Origin of the sequence: Nonomuraea sp. NPDC049714 (genome assembly GCF_044465295.1) — a bacterium.
Lineage (GTDB): Bacteria > Actinomycetota > Actinomycetes > Streptosporangiales > Streptosporangiaceae > Nonomuraea.
Genome location: NZ_JBITLM010000001.1, coordinates 1,198,875 through 1,217,910 on the forward strand (window position 1 = coordinate 1,198,875; position 19,036 = coordinate 1,217,910).

The 19,036-nt window shown below is 70.1% G+C and carries 18 protein-coding genes; 9 read left to right on the forward strand and 9 right to left on the reverse strand.

Annotation, left to right across the window (positions count from 1 at the left end; all coding sequences use genetic code 11):
• Position 1: 1 nt before the first annotated feature.
• The 5 genes from carB to pyrR are packed head-to-tail and all read right to left on the reverse strand — an operon-like array spanning position 2 to position 7,124.
• Positions 2–3,289: a carbamoyl-phosphate synthase large subunit gene (gene carB / locus ACIBQX_RS05735; RefSeq protein ID WP_397000979.1), complete on the reverse strand. Its 3,288-nt coding sequence runs from the start codon at positions 3,287–3,289 to the stop codon at positions 2–4.
• Complete coding sequence (gene carA / locus ACIBQX_RS05740; protein WP_397000981.1) at positions 3,276–4,382, reverse strand: glutamine-hydrolyzing carbamoyl-phosphate synthase small subunit; 1,107 nt, start codon at positions 4,380–4,382, stop codon at positions 3,276–3,278. The genes carB and carA overlap by 14 nt, the downstream gene beginning before the upstream one ends.
• Positions 4,379–5,668 (reverse strand): dihydroorotase, encoded by a 1,290-nt coding sequence (locus tag ACIBQX_RS05745; RefSeq protein WP_397000983.1) that lies wholly within the window; start codon positions 5,666–5,668, stop codon positions 4,379–4,381. The genes carA and ACIBQX_RS05745 overlap by 4 nt, the downstream gene beginning before the upstream one ends.
• Positions 5,665–6,582, reverse strand: a complete 918-nt coding sequence (locus ACIBQX_RS05750) for an aspartate carbamoyltransferase catalytic subunit (protein ID WP_397000985.1) — start codon at positions 6,580–6,582, stop codon at positions 5,665–5,667. Before ACIBQX_RS05750 ends, ACIBQX_RS05745 begins: the two co-directional genes overlap by 4 nt.
• Positions 6,579–7,124, reverse strand: a complete 546-nt coding sequence (pyrR, locus tag ACIBQX_RS05755; RefSeq protein ID WP_397000987.1) for a bifunctional pyr operon transcriptional regulator/uracil phosphoribosyltransferase PyrR — start codon at positions 7,122–7,124, stop codon at positions 6,579–6,581. Before pyrR ends, ACIBQX_RS05750 begins: the two co-directional genes overlap by 4 nt.
• Before the next feature lie 129 nt (positions 7,125–7,253).
• On the opposite strand from pyrR, the gene ACIBQX_RS05760 reads away from it, so the two are divergent.
• The 7 genes from ACIBQX_RS05760 (at position 7,254) to ACIBQX_RS05790 (ending at position 13,914) form a co-directional block, all read left to right on the forward strand.
• Positions 7,254–8,498 carry an arginine deiminase gene (locus ACIBQX_RS05760; protein WP_397000989.1) on the forward strand — a complete coding sequence of 415 codons (1,245 nt, stop codon included), beginning with the start codon at positions 7,254–7,256 and terminating at the stop codon, positions 8,496–8,498.
• Positions 8,499–8,512: 14 nt separating this feature from the next.
• On the forward strand, positions 8,513–9,424 hold the full coding sequence (gene arcC / locus ACIBQX_RS05765) for a carbamate kinase (protein WP_397000991.1): 912 nt from the start codon (positions 8,513–8,515) through the stop codon (positions 9,422–9,424).
• Between the two features lie 18 nt (positions 9,425–9,442).
• Positions 9,443–10,864, forward strand: a complete 1,422-nt coding sequence (locus ACIBQX_RS05770; RefSeq protein WP_397000993.1) for an amino acid permease — start codon at positions 9,443–9,445, stop codon at positions 10,862–10,864.
• Positions 10,864–11,730: a universal stress protein gene (locus tag ACIBQX_RS05775; RefSeq protein ID WP_397000995.1), complete on the forward strand. Its 867-nt coding sequence runs from the start codon at positions 10,864–10,866 to the stop codon at positions 11,728–11,730. The genes ACIBQX_RS05770 and ACIBQX_RS05775 overlap by 1 nt, the downstream gene beginning before the upstream one ends.
• Positions 11,731–12,033: 303 nt before the next feature.
• Positions 12,034–12,528 carry a transcriptional regulator gene (locus ACIBQX_RS05780; RefSeq protein ID WP_138711987.1) on the forward strand — a complete coding sequence of 165 codons (495 nt, stop codon included), beginning with the start codon at positions 12,034–12,036 and terminating at the stop codon, positions 12,526–12,528.
• An 882-nt stretch (positions 12,529–13,410) separates the two neighbouring features.
• The gene (locus ACIBQX_RS05785; RefSeq protein ID WP_397000997.1) at positions 13,411–13,707 is read left to right on the forward strand and encodes a hypothetical protein; all 297 of its coding nucleotides are present in this window, start codon (positions 13,411–13,413) and stop codon (positions 13,705–13,707) included.
• Positions 13,708–13,713: 6 nt separating this feature from the next.
• Complete coding sequence (locus ACIBQX_RS05790) at positions 13,714–13,914, forward strand: hypothetical protein (protein WP_397000999.1); 201 nt, start codon at positions 13,714–13,716, stop codon at positions 13,912–13,914.
• A gap of 301 nt (positions 13,915–14,215) precedes the next feature.
• Here ACIBQX_RS05790 and ACIBQX_RS05795 read toward each other — a convergent pair whose 3' ends face one another.
• The 3 genes from ACIBQX_RS05795 to ACIBQX_RS05805 all read right to left on the reverse strand — a co-directional run bounded on the left by ACIBQX_RS05795 (position 14,216) and on the right by ACIBQX_RS05805 (position 16,893).
• Positions 14,216–14,602: an SAV_6107 family HEPN domain-containing protein gene (locus ACIBQX_RS05795; RefSeq protein ID WP_397001001.1), complete on the reverse strand. Its 387-nt coding sequence runs from the start codon at positions 14,600–14,602 to the stop codon at positions 14,216–14,218.
• 893 nt (positions 14,603–15,495) lie between these two features.
• Positions 15,496–15,687 (reverse strand): ferredoxin, encoded by a 192-nt coding sequence (locus ACIBQX_RS05800; protein ID WP_397001003.1) that lies wholly within the window; start codon positions 15,685–15,687, stop codon positions 15,496–15,498.
• A 6-nt stretch (positions 15,688–15,693) separates the two neighbouring features.
• Positions 15,694–16,893, reverse strand: a complete 1,200-nt coding sequence (locus tag ACIBQX_RS05805; RefSeq protein ID WP_397001552.1) for a cytochrome P450 — start codon at positions 16,891–16,893, stop codon at positions 15,694–15,696.
• 91 nt (positions 16,894–16,984) lie between these two features.
• Here ACIBQX_RS05805 and ACIBQX_RS05810 point away from each other — a divergent pair, with 91 nt between their 5' ends.
• Positions 16,985–17,608 carry a TetR/AcrR family transcriptional regulator gene (locus ACIBQX_RS05810; RefSeq protein WP_397001005.1) on the forward strand — a complete coding sequence of 208 codons (624 nt, stop codon included), beginning with the start codon at positions 16,985–16,987 and terminating at the stop codon, positions 17,606–17,608.
• A gap of 46 nt (positions 17,609–17,654) precedes the next feature.
• Here the strand turns inward: ACIBQX_RS05810 and ACIBQX_RS05815 are convergent, their stop codons facing one another.
• On the reverse strand, positions 17,655–18,452 hold the full coding sequence (locus ACIBQX_RS05815) for a peptidoglycan-binding protein (protein ID WP_397001007.1): 798 nt from the start codon (positions 18,450–18,452) through the stop codon (positions 17,655–17,657).
• A gap of 97 nt (positions 18,453–18,549) precedes the next feature.
• Between ACIBQX_RS05815 and ACIBQX_RS05820 the strand changes: the two genes are divergently transcribed.
• The gene (locus ACIBQX_RS05820; protein ID WP_397001009.1) at positions 18,550–19,026 is read left to right on the forward strand and encodes a YbaK/EbsC family protein; all 477 of its coding nucleotides are present in this window, start codon (positions 18,550–18,552) and stop codon (positions 19,024–19,026) included.
• Positions 19,027–19,036 lie beyond the last annotated feature (10 nt).

The window sequence follows — 19,036 nt, forward strand, 5'->3', positions numbered from 1 at the left end:
GCTAGCCCCGTAGTACCTGCGCGTGCTCCTGGAGGGACCGTACGCCGACATCGCCCCGCACGATCGCCTGAATGCCCGCCGCGGCGGCGGCGAGCCCCGCGACGGTGGTGATGCACGGGATGCCGCGCAGGACCGCGGCCGTGCGGATGTCGTAGCCGTCGAGCCTCGGCCCCGACTGGCCGGGGCTGCCGAACGGCGTGTTGACGATCAGGTCGATCTCGCCGTCGAGAATGCACTGCACACTCGTGGGCTCACCTCCGGGACCGGTCCCCTCACTCTGCTTTCGCACGATCTTGGCACGTACGCCGTTGCGGCGCAGCACCTCTGCCGTGCCCTCGGTGGCGAGGATCTCGAATCCGAGATCGGCGAGCGCCTTCACAGGGAAGATCATCGCACGCTTGTCCCGGTTGGCCACGGATACGAACGCGCGTCCCTTGGTCGGAAGCGGGCCGTAGGCGCCGGCCTGCGACTTGGCGAAGGCGATGCCGAAGGACTCGTCGATGCCCATGACCTCGCCGGTCGAGCGCATCTCGGGGCCCAGCACGATGTCGACGCCGCGGAAGCGGTTGAACGGCAGCACCGCCTCCTTGACCGCGATCGAGGCCTCCATCGGCAGCGTGCCGCCGTCGCCGGTGGCGGGCAGCATGCCCTCGGCGCGCAGCTCCGCGAGGCTCGCGCCGAGCATCACCCGGGCCGCCGCCTTGGCCAGCGGCACCGCCGTCGCCTTGGACACGAACGGCACCGTACGGCTCGCCCGGGGGTTGGCCTCCAGGACGTAAAGGACGCCGGCCGACATCGCGTACTGGACGTTCAGCAGCCCGCGCACCCCGACGCCGTCGGCGATGGCCTCGGTGGCGGCGCGGATGCGCTTGATGTCGAGGCTGCCGAGCGTGATGGGCGGCAGCGTGCACGCCGAGTCGCCGGAGTGGATGCCGGCCTCCTCGATGTGCTCCATGACGCCGCCGAGGTAGAGCTCGGTGCCGTCGTAGAGGGCGTCCACGTCGATCTCGATGGACTCGTCGAGGAACTTGTCGATGAGCACCGGGTGGCCGCCCTCCTCGGCCGCCATGTAGGTGGCGAGGGTCTCCTCGTCGTAGACGATGGCCATGCCGGCGCCGCCCAGCACGTAGGACGGGCGCACGAGCACCGGGTAGCCGACGTCCTCGGCCACGGTCAGCGCCTCGGCGACCGTGGTGGCCGTGCCGTGCTTGGGCGCGGGCAGGCCGGCCTCGGCCAGCACCTGGCCGAACGCGCCCCGCTCCTCCGCCAGGTGGATGGACTCGGGCGAGGTGCCGACGACGGGCACCCCCGCGTCCTTCAGCGCCTGCGCGAGCCCGAGCGGCGTCTGCCCGCCGAGCTGCACGATGACGCCCGCGACCGGGCCGGTCTCCTGCTCGGCGTGCACGACCTCCAGGACGTCCTCCAGCGTGAGCGGCTCGAAGTAGAGCCGGTCGGAGGTGTCGTAGTCGGTCGAGACGGTCTCCGGGTTGCAGTTGACCATGACGGTCTCGTAACCGGCCCTGGACAGCTCGAAGGAGGCGTGCACGCACGCGTAGTCGAACTCGATCCCCTGCCCGATGCGGTTGGGCCCGGAGCCGAGGATGATGACCTTCTGCCTCGTGCCGTACGGGACCTCGCTCTCCTCGTCGTAGGCCGAGTAGAGGTAGGGGGTCTTGGCGGCGAACTCGGCGGCGCAGGTGTCCACGGTGTTGTAGACGGGCCGCAGGCCGAGGGCGTGGCGCAGGTCGCGCACCCGGGCCTCGTCGATGCCGCGGATCTCGCCGATCTGCACGTCGCTGAAGCCGTGCCGCTTGACCCGCTGGAGCACCTCGGGGGTCAGCTCCGGCGCGTCGGCCAGCGCCTGCGCCTCCTCGTGCAGCAGGAAGAGCTGGTCGAGGAACCACGGGTCGACGCTGGTGGCGTCGTACAGCTCCTCGGCGGTGGCGCCCGCCCTGATGGCCTGCTGCATGGTGACCAGCCGGCCGTCATGAGGGGTACGGCACGCGGCCAGCAGCTCGGCCTTGCCGGCGAGCTCGCCCGCCCAGGTGAACGAGGAGCCCTTCTTCTCCAGCGACCGCAGCGCCTTCTGCAGCGCCTCGGCGAAGGAGCGGCCGATGGCCATGGCCTCGCCCACGGACTTCATGTGCGTGGTGAGGGTGGGGTCGGCGCCCTTGAACTTCTCGAAGGCGAAGCGCGGCACCTTGACCACGATGTAGTCGAGGGTCGGCTCGAAGGAGGCCGGGGTCTCGCGGGTGATGTCGTTGGGGATCTCGTCGAGGGTGTAGCCGATGGCCAGCTTGGCGGCGATCTTGGCGATCGGGAAGCCGGTGGCCTTCGACGCCAGCGCCGACGAGCGGGACACCCGCGGGTTCATCTCGATGACGATCATGCGGCCGGTGCGCGGCTCCACCGCGAACTGGATGTTGCAGCCGCCGGTGTCGACGCCGACCTCGCGGATGACCGCGATGGCGACGTCGCGCATGTTCTGGTACTCGCGGTCGGTCAGGGTCAGCGCCGGGGCGACGGTGACGCTGTCGCCGGTGTGCACGCCCATCGGGTCGATGTTCTCGATGGAGCACACGATGACCACGTTGTCGCGCCTGTCGCGCATGACCTCGAGCTCGTACTCCTTCCAGCCGAGGATGGACTCCTCCAGGAGCACCTCGGTGGTCGGCGAGGCGTCGAGCCCGGCGCCCGCGATGCGCCGCAGGTCGGACTCGTCGTAGGCGAACCCGGAGCCGACGCCGCCCATGGTGAACGACGGCCGGACCACCAGCGGGTAGCCCAGCTCGGGGACGGCGGCCAGGCACTCGTCCATGGTGTGGCAGACGACCGAACGGGCCGACTCGGCGTTCAGGCCGTGCTCGCGGGCGACCTTGGCGACGATCCCCTTGAACAGCTCGCGGTTCTCGCCCGCCTGGATGGCGTCGAAGTCGGCGCCGATGAGCTCCACGTCGTACGTCTCGAGCACGCCGGCCTCGTGCAGCGCGACCGCGGTGTTGAGCGCGGTCTGGCCGCCGAGCGTCGGCAGCAGCGCGTCGGGCCGCTCCTTGGCGATGATCTTCTCGACGAACTCGGGGGTGATGGGCTCGACGTAGGTGGCGTCGGCGAACTCGGGGTCGGTCATGATCGTCGCCGGGTTGCTGTTGACGAGGATCACGCGGAACCCCTCGTCCCGCAGCACGCGGCAGGCCTGGGTGCCGGAGTAGTCGAACTCGCACGCCTGCCCGATCACGATCGGCCCGGAGCCGATCACCAGCACGGACCTGATGTCCTCACGCTTGGGCACGGGTCATGACCTCACAGAACTCGTCGAACAGGTAGGCGGCGTCGTGCGGGCCCGCGGCCGCCTCGGGGTGGTACTGGACGCTGAAGGCGCGCCCGTCGAGCAGGCGCAGGCCTTCGACGCACCGGTCGTTGAGATTGACGTGGCTGACCTCGGCCTGCCCGAAGGGGGTGTCGAACGGCCCGTCGAGCGGCGCCTGGACGGCGAAGCCGTGGTTGTGCGCGGAGATCTCCACCTTGCCGGTGCGCACGTCCTGGACCGGCTGGTTGACGCCGCGGTGGCCGTAGCGCAGCTTGTAGGTGGACAGGCCGAGCGCGCGGCCGAAGAGCTGGTTGCCGAAGCAGATGCCGAAGAACGGCACCCTGGCCTCCAGCACGGCGCGCAGCGCGGTGACGTCCGCGGTCGCCGGGTCGCCGGGGCCGTTGGAGAAGAACACGCCGTCCGGCCGCACCGCCATGATCTGCTCGAACGTGGCGGTGGCGGGCAGCACGTGCACCTCGCAGCCGCGTTCGGCCATCCGGTGCGGCGTCATGCCCTTGATCCCGAGGTCGACGGCGGCGACGGTGTGCCGCCTGTCGCCGATCGCGGGGACGACGTACGGCTCGGTGGTGGCCACCTCGGCGGCCAGGTTCGCGCCCGCCATGCCGGGGGCCTGGCGTACGCGCTCGACGAGCTCCTCCACCGGCGCGGCCGGGGCGCTGAAGATGCCGGCCCGCATGGCGCCGCGCTCGCGCAGGTGACGGGTAAGGGCGCGGGTGCCGGGCATGGCGATGCCGACGACGCCCTGCTCCTTGAGGTAGTCGTCGAGCGAGCGGTCGGCCCGCCAGCTCGACACCACCCGGGACGGCTCGCGGACCACGTAGCCGGCGACCCAGACGCGGCCCGACTCGGGGTCCTCGTCGTTCACGCCGGTGTTGCCGATGTGCGGGGCGGTCATCGCGACGATCTGGCGATGGTAGGAGGGGTCGGTGAGGGTCTCCTGATAGCCGGTCATGCCGGTGTTGAAGACCATCTCGCCGAAGGTCTCGCCTTCGGCTCCGTACGGGGTTCCGTGGAAGACACGTCCGTCTTCCAGGACGAGCACCGCGTTTGTCACACCAGCTTCCCTTCAAGAACGGTGGGCCTGCCCCGCAGGAACGTCGCCACTACCCGGCCCGGCAGCGTCATGCCGGTGTAGGGGGTGTTGCGGCTCTTGGACGCGAAGGCGGAGGGGTCCACCTCGGTGCGGGGCGCCGGGTCGTACAGGGTGAGGTTGGCGGGCGCGCCGACCTCGAGCGGCCGGCCGTGGCCGGACAGGCGGCCGATCCGCGCGGGCGCGGTGGACATCCGGTCGGCGACGGCCGCCCAGTCGAGCAGCCCGGTCTCCACCATGGCCTCCTGCACCACGCTGAGCGCTGTCTCCAGGCCGATCATGCCCATGGCCGCGGCCGACCACTCGGTCTCCTTGTCCTCGACCGGGTGGGGGGCGTGGTCGGTGGCGACGACGTCGATGGTGCCGTCGGCGAGCGCGGCGCGCAGCGCGGCCACGTCGGCGCGGGTGCGCAGCGGCGGGTTGACCTTGTAGATGGGGTTGTAGGCGCCGGCCGGCGACTCCTCGACGAGGTCGTCGGTGAGCAGCAGGTGGTGCGGGGTCACCTCGGCGGTGACGTTCCAGCCGTGGGACTTGGCCCAGCGCAGGATCTCCACCGAGCCGGCCGTGGAGACGTGGCAGACGTGCAGCCGGGAGCCGACGTGCGCGGCCAGCAGGCAGTCGCGGGCGATGATCGCCTCCTCGGCGACGGCCGGCCAGCCGGTCAGGCCGAGCCTGCCGGAGATCACGCCCTCGTTCATCTGCGCGCCCTCGGTGAGCCTGGGCTCCTGGGCGTGCTGGGCGATGACGCCGTCGAACGCCTTGACGTACTCCAGGGCGCGGCGCATGAGCACCGCGTCGGAGACGCACTTGCCGTCGTCGGAGAAGACGCGGACCCGGGCCGCGGAGTCGGCCATCGCGCCGAGCTCGGCGAGCTGCCTGCCGTCCAGGCCGACGGTGACGGCGCCGACGGGCTGCACGTCGCAGTGGGCGGACTCGCGGCCGAGCCGCCAGACCTGCTCGACCACGCCGGCGGTGTCGGCCACGGGCGAGGTGTTGGCCATGGCGTGCACGGCGGTGTAGCCGCCGCGGGCGGCCGACTGGGTGCCGGTCCGCACGGTCTCGGCGTCCTCGCGGCCGGGCTCGCGCAGGTGGGTGTGCAGGTCGACGAGGCCGGGCAGCGCGATGGCGCCGCCGCCGTCGACGACCTCGTCGTCGCCCTGGAGTGCGGGGCCGATCTCGGCGATGATCCCGTCCTGAACGCGGATGTCGGCCGGTTCGCCGCCCAGAATCCGGATATTTCGAATGATCACGCGATCTCTCCCCCGAGCAGCAGGTACAGCACGGCCATGCGGATGGTCACCCCGTTGGCGACCTGCTCGACGATGGTCGAGCGCGGCGAGTCGGCCACCTCGGCGGCGATCTCCATGCCCCGGTTCATCGGCCCGGGGTGCATCACGATGGCGTCGTCGGGCATCTTGGCGAAGCGGGCCCGGTCCAGGCCGTAGCGGCGGGAGTACTCGCGCTCGCTGGGGAAGTAGGCGGCGTTCATCCGCTCCTTCTGCACCCGCAGCATCATCACCACGTCCGACTTGGCCAGCACCGTGTCGAGGTCGTAGGAGACCTCGCACGGCCAGGTGTGCACCGAGACCGGCAGCAGCGTGGGCGGCGCGACGAGCGTGACCTCGGCGCCGAGCGTGTGCAGCAGCAGCACGTTGGAGCGGGCCACCCGGCTGTGCAGCACGTCGCCGACGATGGTGATCCTGCGCCCGTCGAGCGCGCCCAGCCGGCGGCGCATCGAGAAGGCGTCGAGCAGCGCCTGCGTGGGGTGCTCGTGGGTGCCGTCGCCGGCGTTGACCACGCTGCCGTGGACCCAGGTGGCCAGCCGGTGCGGCGCGCCGGAGGAGCCGTGGCGGATGACGACGGCGTCGGCGCCCATCGCCTCCAGGGTCAGCGCGGTGTCCTTGAGCGACTCGCCCTTGGAGACGCTGGAGCCCTTGGCGGAGAAGTTGATCACATCGGCCGACAGCCGCTTGGCGGCGGCCTCGAAGCTGATGCGGGTGCGGGTGGAGTCCTCGAAGAACAGGTTGACCACCGTGCGGCCGCGCAGCGTGGGCAGCTTCTTGATGGACCGTTCCGAGACCCTGGCCAGCTCCTCGGCGGTGTCGAGGATGAGCAGGGCGTCGTCCTTCGTCAGGTCGCCCGCGGAGATCAGGTGCCGGTTCACTTGGCGACCTCCTTCATGAGGATCACGGCGTCGCGCCCGTCGGTCTCCCGCAGGAAGACCCTGACCTTCTCGCTCTTGGCGGTGGGCAGGTTCTTGCCGACGTAGTCGGCGCGGATGGGCAGCTCCCGGTGGCCGCGGTCGACGAGGGTGGCGAGCTGCACGGCGACGGGGCGGCCGAGGTCGTTGAGCGCGTCGAGGGCGGCGCGGACCGTGCGGCCGGAGTAGAGGACGTCGTCGACGAGCACGACGATCTTGCCGTCGATGCCGTCGGCCGGGAGCTCGGTGCGGCCGAGCGGGCGGGCCGGCTTGAGCCGCAGGTCGTCGCGGTACATCGTGATGTCGATCGAGCCGACGGGGATCTTGACCCCTTCGAACTCCTCGATGCGGTCGCCGAGCCGGCGGGCCAGCGGCGCGCCACGCGTGGGGATGCCCAGGAGGACGACTTCGTCGGCGCCCTTGGTCCGTTCGAGGATCTCGTGCGCGATCCGGGTCAGCGCCCGATGGATGTCCGGGCCTTCGAGGACGGCCCTGGATTCGGACATGAAGGATTCACCACCTTTCCCGCCTCACGGGACGGGTCTTAAAGGGCGTTGGTCGCGACACACAGTACCAGGCGCTACCAGCCACAACTCGGCGGGCGTGACGTCCGGGCTCGCGGGGATAGAGCAGGGATGAGGTTTCATGTCGATTCCGAAGTGGGCCGGCTCCACCAGGTCCTGCTGCACAAGCCGGAGCTGGCGCTCAAGCGGCTCACCCCGGCCAACAAGGACGCGTTCCTCTTCGACGACGTGCTGTGGGTGCAGCGCGCGATGGAAGAGCACGAGGAGTTCCAGCAGGTGCTCCGCGACCGCGGCGTCCGCATCCACCTGCTCTCGGACCTGCTGCGGCAGACCGTCGACATCCCGGAGGCGCGCAAGCACATCCTGGACGCGGTCGTGGACGAGCGCTGGCTCGGCCCGGTCGCCGTCGACGACATCCGCAACACCCTGGACGCGATGGACTCGGAGACCCTCGGCACCTACCTGACCGGGGGCATCACCAAGGGCGAGCTGGCGGCGCTGGGCTGCGCCCCCAAGTCGGTGCTCATGCACACGCTGCGCGAGGAGGACTTCATCCTGCCGCCGCTGCCCAACCACCTGTTCACCCGTGACACGTCCTGCTGGGTGTACGACGGCGTGGCCGTCAACACCATGAAGAAGAAGGCGCGGATGCGCGAGACGGTGAACATGGAGGCGATCTACCGGTTCCACCCGTCCTTCGCCGGCGGGTACGGCAGGCCCGGGGAGGGCGGGTACCACGTCTGGATGCCCGGCCAGGCGGTCGCGCCGGCCACCCTGGAGGGCGGGGACGTGCTGGTGATCGGCCGGGGCGCGGTGCTGGTCGGGATGAGCGAGCGCACCCAGCCGCAGACCGTCGAGATGTTCGCCCGCAGCCTGTTCAGGGCCGGCTCCGCCACCCGGATCGTGGCGCTCAACATGCCCAAGGCCCGCGCGTTCATGCACCTCGACACCGTCATGACCATGCTGGACGTGGGCGTCTTCACGCAGTACGCCGGGCTCGGCATGCTGCCCGCTTACACCATCGAGCCGGGCCGTACCGACAAGGAGCTCGAGGTCACCGACCACCCGCCGCAGGACATGCACAAAGCCATCGCCCACGCACTGGACCTGCCCGAGATCACGGTGCTCACGCCCACCCAGGACGTCTACGCCGCCGCGCGGGAGCAGTGGGACGACGGCTGCAACGGGCTCGCCATCGAGCCCGGCGTGGTCGTCGCCTACGAGCGCAACACCACGACCAACAACTACCTGCGCGACAACGGCATCGAGGTCATCACCATCCGCGGCAGCGAGCTCGGCAGGGGACGCGGCGGGCCGCGCTGCATGAGCTGCCCGCTCGTCCGCGACGGCATCTGACGGGGGCTGACAGGATGCGGGTCATCGTCGCGCTCGGCGGCAACGCGCTGCTGCGCAGGGGCCAGAGCACGAACGCGCACACCCAGATGGACAACGTGCGCGGCGTCGTCAAGACGCTGGCCGACCTGGCCAGGAAGCACGAGCTCATCATCACCCACGGCAACGGCCCCCAGGTCGGCATGCTGGCCCTGGAGAATCCGTACCCCTTCGACACCCTCGGCGCGCAGACCCAGGGCATGATCGGCTACTGGATGCTCCAGGCCCTGCAGAACGCCCTGCCGGGCCGGCAGGTGCTGGCCATGGTCACGCAGACCCTGGTGTCGGCCGTGGACCCGGCCTTCGACGACCCGAGCAAGTTCGTCGGCCAGGTGTACGAGCGCGAGGAGGCCGAGAAGCTGGCCGGCGAGCACGGCTGGACCGTCAAGCCCGACGGGTGCCACTGGCGGCGCGTCGTCCCCTCCCCCGCGCCGCAGCGGGTCGTGGAGACCCGGCTGGTGCGCCAGATGGTCCGGGAGGGGGTCGTGGTCATCTGCGCGGGCGGCGGCGGTATCCCGGTCGTCCGGGACGAACAGGGCCGTCTGGCGGGCGTGGAGGCGGTCATCGACAAGGACCTCACCGCGTCCATGCTGGCCGAGGCGCTCGACTGCGACGCGTTCCTGATCCTCACCGACGTACCGCGCGTCATGCGGGACTTCGGCACGCCGCGGCAGAGCGAGATCGCCCACACCACCCCGTACGAACTCCGCGCCATGGACTTCCCCGCCGGATCGATGGGGCCGAAGGTGGACGCCGTCTGCCGGTTCGTCGAGACCACCGGCGACATGGCCGCCATCGGCCGGCTCGACCAGGCCGAACGCATACTCGGCGGCGACGCGGGAACGATCGTGACACCGAACGCCAGATGGCCGCTGACCAGCACGCTCTAGGCGTCAAGGAGGTCCAAGGTGTCCCTGGCGAGGCAGCTGCTCCGCACCAAGCCGACCGAGCGCATCGTCGCCGAGGGCGGCCACGGCGAGGGCGGCGATCTGCGCCGCACCATGTCGCTGTGGCAGCTCACGCTGTTCAGCGTCGGCGCCACGCTCGGCACCGGCATCTTCGTCATCCTCGGCCAGGCCGTGCCCAAGGCCGGCCCGGCGGTGGTGCTGGCGTTCGTGCTGGCCGCCATCACGGCGCTGTTCTCCGCCCTGTCCTACGCCGAGCTCGCCGGTACCATCCCGGTGTCCGGTTCCTCCTACTCCTACGCCTACGCGACCATGGGCGAGCTCGTCGCCTGGATCTGCGGCTGGTGCCTCATGCTGGAGTACGCCGTCTCCGTCGCGGCCGTCTCCGTGGGCTGGGGCGAGTATCTCAACGCCTTCCTGGAGAGCCTGTTCGGCTGGAGCCTGCCGGATGCGATCACCCGCTCCCCCGGCCAGGACGGCGGTGTGGTCAACGTCACCGCGATCCTGATCGTGCTGCTGGCCACCTGGCTGCTGCTGCGCGGGGCGTCGGAGAGCGCCACGGCCAACGCCGTGTTCGTGCTCATCAAGATCGCTGTGCTGCTGTTCTTCTGCCTGGTGGCGTTCACCGGCTTCACCGCGGGAAACTTCACCCCCTTCGCGCCGATGGGCATCGCGGGCGTGACGGCCGCCGCGTCCCAGGTGTTCTTCTCCTACATCGGCTTCGACGCCGCCTCCACCGCCGGTGAGGAGGCCAAGAACCCCGTACGCGACCTGCCCCTGGCCATCGTCCTGTCGCTGGCCATCGTGACGGCGATCTACGTGCTGGTCGCGGTGACCGCCATCGGCGCCATGCCGTGGACCGACTTCGACCCCGAGGGCACCGAGGCCAGCCTGTCGCTCATCGCCGACCTCGCCACCGGCTCCACCTGGGCGGGCCTGATCGTGTCCTTCGGCGCGGTGATCGCCATCGCCAGCGTGGTGCTCACGGTCATGTACGGCCAGACCCGCATCCTGTTCGCCATGTCCCGCGACGGGCTCATCCCGCGCGTCTTCCAGCGGGTGAACCCGCGCCGCCAGGTGCCGGTCGCCAACACGCTCATCGTCACCGCGTTCATCTCGGTGCTGGCCGGGCTGATCCCGCTCGGCCAGCTCGCCGAGGCGACCAGCATCGGCACCCTGTTCGCGTTCGCGATCGTGAACGCCGGCGTGCTCATCCTCCGCTACCGCCGCCCCGACCTGCCACGCAGCTTCCGGACCCCGCTGTTCCCGGTCACGCCGGTGCTCGGTGTCATCTTCTGCTTCCTGGTGATGGCCGGCCTGGCCGGCGTCACCTGGGCGGCGTTCGGGCTGTGGATGCTCGCCGGTCTGATCTGCTATTTCCTGTACGGCTACCGCCACTCGCGGCTGAACGCCGAGGTGCCCTGATGAAGTTCGACAACCTGCTGACCGGTTTCATCCCGGAGCCCCAGGGCCGCGACGGGCTGGCGCTGGCCGTACTCCTGGCCAGGCAGGCAGGCGCGCATCTGACGGTGGCGACCGTGAAGCCGCCCGCGCCGGGCGGGCTCGGGCCTGCCAGGGCCGACGCGAGCGCGTGGGCCGCCTACCTGGAGGAGCAAGCCACCGCCGCGCTCGCGCAGGCGCGCGAGCTGGTCGGCGAGGACGCCGACTACATCACCCACACGCACAAGGGCAGCGGGCGCGGGCTGGTGGAGCTGGCGCGCAAGCGCGGCGCGAGCGCGGTCGTGATCGGCTCCGCGCCGGGCGGCAACATCGGCCGCATCGTCCTCGGCAGCACCGCCGACCAGCTCCTGCACGCCTCGCCGGTGCCGGTGATCCTCGCCCCGCGCGGCTACGCCGACGATCCGCCTCCGGCGCTCGACCGCCTCACCGTCGCCTACCGGCGCGGCCCGTGCGCCGACGCGGCGGTCAAGCGGGCGGCCCGGCTCGCGGGCGTCATGGACCTGCCGCTGCGGCTGGTGACGCTGCTGGTGAGCAGCGCCAGGCCGGTCAAGGTGGAGCTCGACATGCTGGCGCGGCTTCGGGACCAGGCGACCGCCGACCTCAACTCGGCGGCGCGCGGGCACCGGCGGCGCACCGACGTCGAGGTGGAGCTCCTGGAGGGCCGGAGCGTCGCGGGGGCTCTGCAGCACGGCCGCTGGGCTCCGGGCGAGCTCGTCATCTGCGCCTCCAGCGACGCGGGACCGCTCAGGCGCGTGTTCCTCGGCGACACCAGTATCAAGATCGTAAGGGCCGCGACCTGCCCTGTCATGATCCTGGCGCGCACTCCCTGAGCCTCCCGGACATTCGCCTGGACCGTGCCGAAAATATCGTTACCAGCGGGACAACAGGGATCTAAGAGGCTTTCTATCCCGGATCGGATTCGACATCTTTTTTCCAATCAGCTTGACCTCAGGCGTCCACCCCTTTACCGTCACTGTGCGTAACCAAAACCGCGCGGCGTTCCAGGGCAAACCTGAGGCCATGGCTACCGATTGGTGCCGAACCGGCACCGGACCCCCGGTGGCTCAGGCATTCGCCGCAAGGGAGCACAATCTACTGAGAGCTACACATACGAGAGCCGGGGGGCCACACAAATGCCGTCTGAGTACGCAAAGTCGCTGGGTGCACGACTCCGCGCCATCCGCACCCAGCAGGGCCTGTCCCTGCACGGAGTCGAGGAGAAGTCACGGGGCCGCTGGAAAGCCGTCGTCGTGGGCTCATACGAGCGTGGCGACCGTGCGGTCACGGTGCAGAAGCTTGCCGAGCTTGCCGACTTCTACGGGGTGCCCGTCTCCGAGCTGCTGCCCGGCGGTGCCGCGCCCAGCCCGCTCGGGCCGACACCGAAGCTTGTCATCGACCTGGAGCGGCTTGCCACCCTGCCGAAGGAGAAGGCGGGCGCCCTGGCCCGCTACGCCGCCACGATCCAGAGCCAGCGCGGCGACTACAACGGCAAGGTCTTGTCCATCCGCCAGGAGGACCTGCGCTCCTTGGCCGTGATCTATGACAAGTCGCCCAGCGAGCTGACCGAGGAGCTCATCAGCTGGGGCGTCCTCGACGCCGAGGCCCGCCGGGCCGTCGAGGCGTTCTGACGCACGGCCGTCCTCTTGCCGACGGGGGCGCGCCACCCCAGGCGCGCCCCCGTTCCGCTCGCACAAGCCGGACACCACGCCCACGCGGCACCGTGCACCGCACGCCGAGCCCGCCCGCACCACACTCGCGAGAGCACCCGAATTGGGATATCTGCCCTCTTTCGCCATAATTTCCACAAACTTGGCATTATGGTCCACGGTCACCATGCAGACGGCCTGACAGGACTTGTTCTACGCCGGGCGAACCACTGATACATCACCGAGGCTCCGCGCGTGGTTCACCGCCGGAGCATGGCCACCCCGTTTCGGGCAGCCCAGTACGACGAGATCCATTTGCCGTCCTACCGCACGGGAACAGAGCGGACGGGTGTCAACCTGCGAGGGGCACATCCGCAGGAAGCTGGAGCTGGACGGAAACGCCCGCTCTCACGGGGAATCTCAGCGGACGAACGCAGCCCCCATACCCCCCACAAAACGAGGGGAAATCACCCTGGCCACGACCCCGGGCGACACGGCGCGGGGCCGGTCACAGCGCGACCAGCCGGCCGAAGAACCGATCGACCACGCGCCCTGCCTGGCCTGGTGGCAGGAATCGCGTCACACGGCCCGAACGAGCGACCTCGCAGCAAAAACACTTGGCGGTCAATGCGACCTGCGTAGACGTCCAGGGCAGCGTCATCGCGCCGCTGGGCGCCGGACTCATCTCCGAACGTTCCGCACGTCCGGACGGAAATCCGCCAACTGCTGGGTTCGCTGTAGTGTCGAAATCAGGTTCTCTCGCTTTCGGTTCCTTTTGTCGTTCGTGAAGTCGGAGGTGATCACGGTGCACCCGATCTAGTGACAGCCCCAGCCCGGGGCGTCACGGAGCCGAAAGGTGACCGTATGAGCAAGACCGACAAGACCCGGCCCTGGTGGGTGCGGATGGCCGACGCGCCGCCGATGACCTGCGTACCCGTGCATGATCATCGTTTCGGGCCGTGCACGCTGCCGGACGAGATCACCGCCGACAGTGCGAACTGGCGCCGGGGCGGCTGTTACTGGGGCACTCCCGGCTACCACGTGCTCGTCCGCGAGACCAAGGGTGGGTACCGCGAGGCGTACTACATCCGTCGCGAGGACCGCCGCCGCAGCCGTCACCAGGCGCGCCGTGAGCTGCGCGCCTATCACGACGAGGACTGAAGCACAGTGAGAGCCGAGATCAGCGGGCCCTCGGCGGGTGACGCCACGGCGGTGCCGCTGTCGACCGAGCTGGGACAGATGCTCCCCGGCGAGCTGCTGGGTGAGGTGGCCACGCGCACTGCGGCGCAGTCGCAGAGCGCGGTGCCGGATGAGGCGGTGCCGCCGCTCAAGCGCACGCTGGATGCCAGCGCTGCCGGGTCCGCTTAGTCACGTAGACGGGTGGGGTCAGGGCGTCCTTGCCGCTCTCGGGCGTCGGCTGTCTCCCGCGCGGTACAGCGTCGGCCTGCCGACGCCGAGCTCGCGGGCGAGCTGCGTGACGGACTGGGCCGCGCGCCTGGCGGGCCCGGGTGGCGGCCAGCACGTCGTCGGTCACCGCGGAACTCCAGCCCGCCAGGGGCACATCCGCAGGAAGCTGAGGCTAGGCGGCGACGCCGACCGGGGACATGACCGGGGACGCCGACTCCACGGGGAAACGCCGACCCGACGGGGCAACCTCAGCGGACGAGGGTCAGCCTGCCAGGGGCACGTCCGCAGGGAGTTGGGGCTGGGCGGGGACGCCGAGGAGGTCCTCGACGGTGGAGACGAAGGTGTCGGCTTCGGCCAGCAGCTCATCCGCGTCCGAGGCGCTGATGCCACGGACCACGCCGGCCTCCGCCGCGGCGCGCTTGCCGGCGCTCACCGCGAAGTAGGCGGCCCATTCGGCCAACTGGGGCTCAGCCTCGGGGAGCAGATCCCACGCGCTGCGCAGACGTCGCCTGCGGCCCTCCATGGGACGCGGGCGAGCGGCGAGGATCGCCGCGGCCGCACGCAGCGCCGCCAGGTGCGCCGCCACATATCGAGAGGCCGGGGTGCGAGCCGCAGCCGCGTCGGCCAGGCAGGAACGAGAATCGGTCAAGTGGGCCCGAACCGCAGGCGACAGCCGGGGCCCGGGCGTTTCTCTGAGCCGTGGTGCCATCTTGCTCGCCTCCTTCGAGTCGTTGGCGACTCCCGACGTTGCCACCGGTGAAGTCAGAATCGCAGACCCCACCGACAATTCCGCCGGGCTGGCCGGACGAGGAGCTTCCCCTCTCCCCGTCCGGCCAGGGCACGCCCACTCGTCTCCGCCGACGACGAGGACGCACCCTTCGCCCGTGGAGCCTGATCGCGGGTCTCGCTTGGGGGAAGCGATGCCCCGCGATCAGGTCCATAGACGTGAGCCGCGAGCCTCACGTCACTAGGTCGAACATAATTTCGATCACGCTCGGTGTCAACCAGTTCCACGAACACAGGTTCGATGACCATGATGCGAATACCCGCTTCGGAGCCGTACCAGACCAACTAACAACCTCCAGCCGAACAACAACGGCAGCACGCCAACCCATGCCCCGAGCAGCGAACCAAGCAGACCGTCGACCTCCCCGGGCACCGCACGCGAGAACCGAACGCCCCGCGAGCAGCCCGGACACCGGGACGCGGAGGCGAGCCAGACCCGGGGTTGGCGCCCGGGAGCCAGTTCAGGACGGATGCCGAGACCGAGACCGAGACCGAGACCGACGTCGAGGCGGACCGGCAAAGGCCGGGGCGCGGCAGGGCCGGAAGCGGGTACAGCAGAGTGGCGGCCGGGCCAGGGCAGAGTTGAGGCCGGGACTGGAGCCGGCCGAGCGCAGGCCTGGCCAGGCCGAGGCCAGGCCGGGCGGGCCGGGGCGTTGTGCGAAACGGCGGGTGCCGTAGGGGATGCAGTGAGGGGATGCCGACGGCCGCCGTCACCGCGCCGGTTCGGCATGGTGACGGCGGCCGCCGGTTGCCGCGTCAGTCGACCGAGATGGCCCCCGACGGGCAGAGGTTGACGGCGCGGCGCACCGCCTCCTCCAGGTCCGCGCGCGGGGCCGGGTCCAGGAGCACGACCAGGCCCTCATCGTCGCTCTGGTCGAACACCTGCGGAACCGTGAGCGCGCACATGCCCGCTCCGATGCACAGCTGGGTGTTGGCCTTGATCTCCATGTTTACCTACCAGGTGACGGGGAGGCGGTGCACTCCGTAAATGCTCATGTCCGAGCGCATGGGCACCTCCTCAGGCGGTACGGCCAAGCCTAGGCCAGGTAGCCGGCGCAGCAGCGCACCGTAGGCGATGCGCATCTCGATGCGGGCGAGTTGCTGGCCGAGGCACTGGTGGATGCCGTGCCCGAAGGCCAGGTGGCCGCGTACTTCGCGGGTGACGTCGAGGCGGTCCGCGCCCGGGAAACGGGACGGGTCCCGGTTGATCACCGGCAGGTGCAGGGTGACGGAGTCGCCCTTCTTGATGAGGCGGCCGTCGAGCTCGAGGTCCTCCAGGGCGGTCCTGACGGGGCCGAGGTGGAGGATGCTGAGGTAGCGGAGCAGCTCTTCGACACCGTTGGCCAGCAGTGACGGGTCGTCGCGCATGGCGGCGAGCTGGCCGGGGTTGGTGAGCAGCGCGTAGGTGCCGAGTCCGAGCATGTTGGCGGTGGTCTCATGCCCGGCGACCAGCATCAGCACCGCGGCTCCGGTGATCTCGGCGTCGCTCAGCTCGCCGCTCGCCACCAGGCCGCTGATGAGGTCGTCCTCGGGGTGGGCGCGCTTGCGATCGACGAGTCCGTGCAGGAAGACGGAGATCCTGGCGATCGCGTCCAGCGCGTCCTGACCACTGCCCTCGAGGCTGAGCAGAACCTTGGAGTTCTCCTGAAACTGCGCTCTGTCCTCGTACGGCACGCCGAGCAGCTCGCAGATCACCAGCGACGGGATGGGCATCGCGAAGGCACTCACCAGGTCCGCCGGTGGCCCCGTGGCCTCGATGTCGTCCAGGCAGGACTCGGTGATCTCCTGAATCCGGGGCTCCAGCTGCTTCATCCGCCGCACGGTGAACTGTCCGGTCAGCAGTTTGCGGAAGCGGGTGTGCTCGGGCGCGTCCATGCGCAGAAAGAACCCGGGAGGCACCTTGAGCTCGTCCGCGCCTACCCGCTGGGCGAGTTCGAGCCTGCTCGGGATCGGCGGGTGCGCCAGCTCGGTCCGGCTGCTGAAGCGCGGGTCGGCGAGCACGGCTCGGCCCACGGTGTAGCCGGTGACCAGCCAGCCTAGGTGGCCGTCGCCGTAGGTCATGGGATGCACGGCGTCCTGTTGCTGGATGCGTGTGTACACCTCCGGCGGGTCGAGGGGGCGTTCGCGCTCGAAGGTCAGGGTCAGGTCGGTCATCATGTCTCCTCTCGCGTCCCCTCCAGAAAACAACATCGAGTGCAAAATTGCAATGAGTGAAACTGGTAAACCGATGCAGTATAGTGCGGCCATGGTGGCCCTACGGGAGCGCAAGAAGCAGCGCACGCGCCAGGCGTTGGTGCGAGCCGCGCTTCGGCTGTTTCAGGACAAGGGATACGAAAAGACCACGGTCGCCGAGATCGCGGCCGAGGCCGACGTGTCCACACGGACGTTCTTCAGCTACTTCGCGAGCAAGGAGGACGTGGTCCTCTACGACGCGCCCCAGCGCATGGAAGAGGTCATGGCTTTGATCCACACCAGAGGGCCGGGAGAGCCGGCGGGTGACCTGCTGCGCCGGATCGTGCAGAGCAGCCTGGAGCACGCCAGGGCCGAGGACGACTTCGACGACGTCGTGGAACCGCAGGTCAGACTCGCTCTGATCATGTCCGTGCCCGCGCTTCAGGCCCGTGCCCTGCAGATGCTTTTCGACAACCAGCTGCGGCTCGCGTGGGCGCTCCACGAGGCGTACCCGGACGAGCTGGACCTGGTGAGCTGCACCGCGGCAGTGGGCTCAGTGGTCGGCGCGGTCAAGCTCACCGCCGTGGCCAGCCTCACCAGGGGTGACTCACCTGAACAGGTGCGGGAGGCGCTGCCTCGCGCCGTGGACATCAGCATCCGCGGCCTGCGCCACCTGGCGGGCCCGGCGTCCGAATGAGCCGAGCCGGTCACGCACGCCTGTGGCGCCCGCGGGCGTCAGCCGGTCAGCGGCGGAACTTGCCGCGTACGTGCACCGGGACACCCGTGCCGACCAGGCCGGGGACCTCCTCGGCCACGTTCATCGGCATCCGGACGCAGCCGTGGGAGGCCGGGTGGAGCGGCACCGACAGCGCGCCGTGGAAGGCGATGCCGCCGTTGAAGAAGATCGGGTTGTAGAGCTGCCCGAGGTAGGACCGGTGCCAGCCGTCCCTGCGCCAGGTGGTGCGGTAGTCGCCCGTCGGGGTGCTGGCCGAGCCGCAGAAGCGCTGCGTCTTGCCCTGCCAGGTGGCGGTCTCGCAGTAGGGGACGTTGCTGCCCGAGGAGACGTGGGTGATCAGCTTCACCTCGCCGCGCACGTACAGGACCATGATCTGTTTGCTGAGGTTGACCTCGGCGCGGGTCGGCTTGCCGTTCTTGACCAGCACCTTGGGCGGCTCGGGGGCCTCCAGGGCCGACCAGGTGGCGCGGCCGACGGTGCTGGTCGGCTTGATGCCGTTGACCTTCTGGAACGCCCACACCGCGGCCAGCGTGGTGCCGCCGTAGCGGCCGTCGACCTTGCCGGGGCGGTAGCCCAGCTCCTTCAGGCGGCGCTGCAGCCAGGAGACCGCCTCGCCCTTCGCGCCCAGTTTGAGCTTCTTGTCCGGTGCGATGACAGGAGCGACCGATCCCGCCTGACCCCCGGCGCTCACCGGGCTCGGCGCGCTCGCCGCCACCGGCGACGACGCCTGGGTGCCGCAGCCGGCGAGGGCGACGACTCCCGCCGTCAGGAGAGCGGTCAGTCCTGGTAGCCGTAGAAATCCCACCAGTACCACCTCTCAAACCCTTACCAACTGAATCAAAAGACCCTACACACCAGCAGCAAGAACGTAAACCGCCGGTCAATGTGTTTAGAGTGTCCGCATGCCCGAGAAGTTGCCCGCTAACGCGATACGTGTGGAAAAAGCGCTCCGGACTCTGGGAGTCGCAGGCGAGATCGTGGTGCTGCCCGAGAAGGCGCCCACAGCCGCCACCGCGGCCGCCCAGGTCGGCTGTGAGGTCGGCGCGATCGCCAACAGCCTGATCTTCGAAGCGGACGGCGAGCCGCTGCTGGTGCTCACCAGTGGCGCGCACCGCGTCGACGTGGAGCTGATCGCCCGCACCGCGGGCGTTCAGAAGGTACGGCGAGCGACGCCGGAGTTCGTCAGGGAGGCCACCGGGCAGCCGATCGGCGGCGTGGCTCCCGTCGGGCACCCGGCGCCGGTGCGGACCCTGGTGGACACCTGGCTGAGCAAGCACGAGAAGGTGTGGGCCGCCGGCGGCCACCGGCACACGGTCTTCCCGACCACCTTCGACGAGCTCGTCCGCATCACCGGCGGCACGCCCGTCGAGGTCGAGTGACGCGCGCCGG

Coding starts and splice junctions, on each gene's coding strand:
- ACIBQX_RS05805 (WP_397001552.1), bottom strand. CDS start 16,893: ATGACCGACCTGACCCTGACCTTCGAGCGCGAACGCCCCCTCGACCCG.
- ACIBQX_RS05760 (WP_397000989.1), top strand. CDS start 7,254: ATGAGGTTTCATGTCGATTCCGAAGTGGGCCGGCTCCACCAGGTCCTG.
- ACIBQX_RS05810 (WP_397001005.1), top strand. CDS start 16,985: ATGGTGGCCCTACGGGAGCGCAAGAAGCAGCGCACGCGCCAGGCGTTG.
- pyrR (WP_397000987.1), bottom strand. CDS start 7,124: ATGTCCGAATCCAGGGCCGTCCTCGAAGGCCCGGACATCCATCGGGCG.
- ACIBQX_RS05780 (WP_138711987.1), top strand. CDS start 12,034: ATGCCGTCTGAGTACGCAAAGTCGCTGGGTGCACGACTCCGCGCCATC.
- ACIBQX_RS05820 (WP_397001009.1), top strand. CDS start 18,550: ATGCCCGAGAAGTTGCCCGCTAACGCGATACGTGTGGAAAAAGCGCTC.
- ACIBQX_RS05800 (WP_397001003.1), bottom strand. CDS start 15,687: ATGGAGATCAAGGCCAACACCCAGCTGTGCATCGGAGCGGGCATGTGC.
- ACIBQX_RS05785 (WP_397000997.1), top strand. CDS start 13,411: ATGAGCAAGACCGACAAGACCCGGCCCTGGTGGGTGCGGATGGCCGAC.
- ACIBQX_RS05775 (WP_397000995.1), top strand. CDS start 10,864: ATGAAGTTCGACAACCTGCTGACCGGTTTCATCCCGGAGCCCCAGGGC.
- arcC (WP_397000991.1), top strand. CDS start 8,513: ATGCGGGTCATCGTCGCGCTCGGCGGCAACGCGCTGCTGCGCAGGGGC.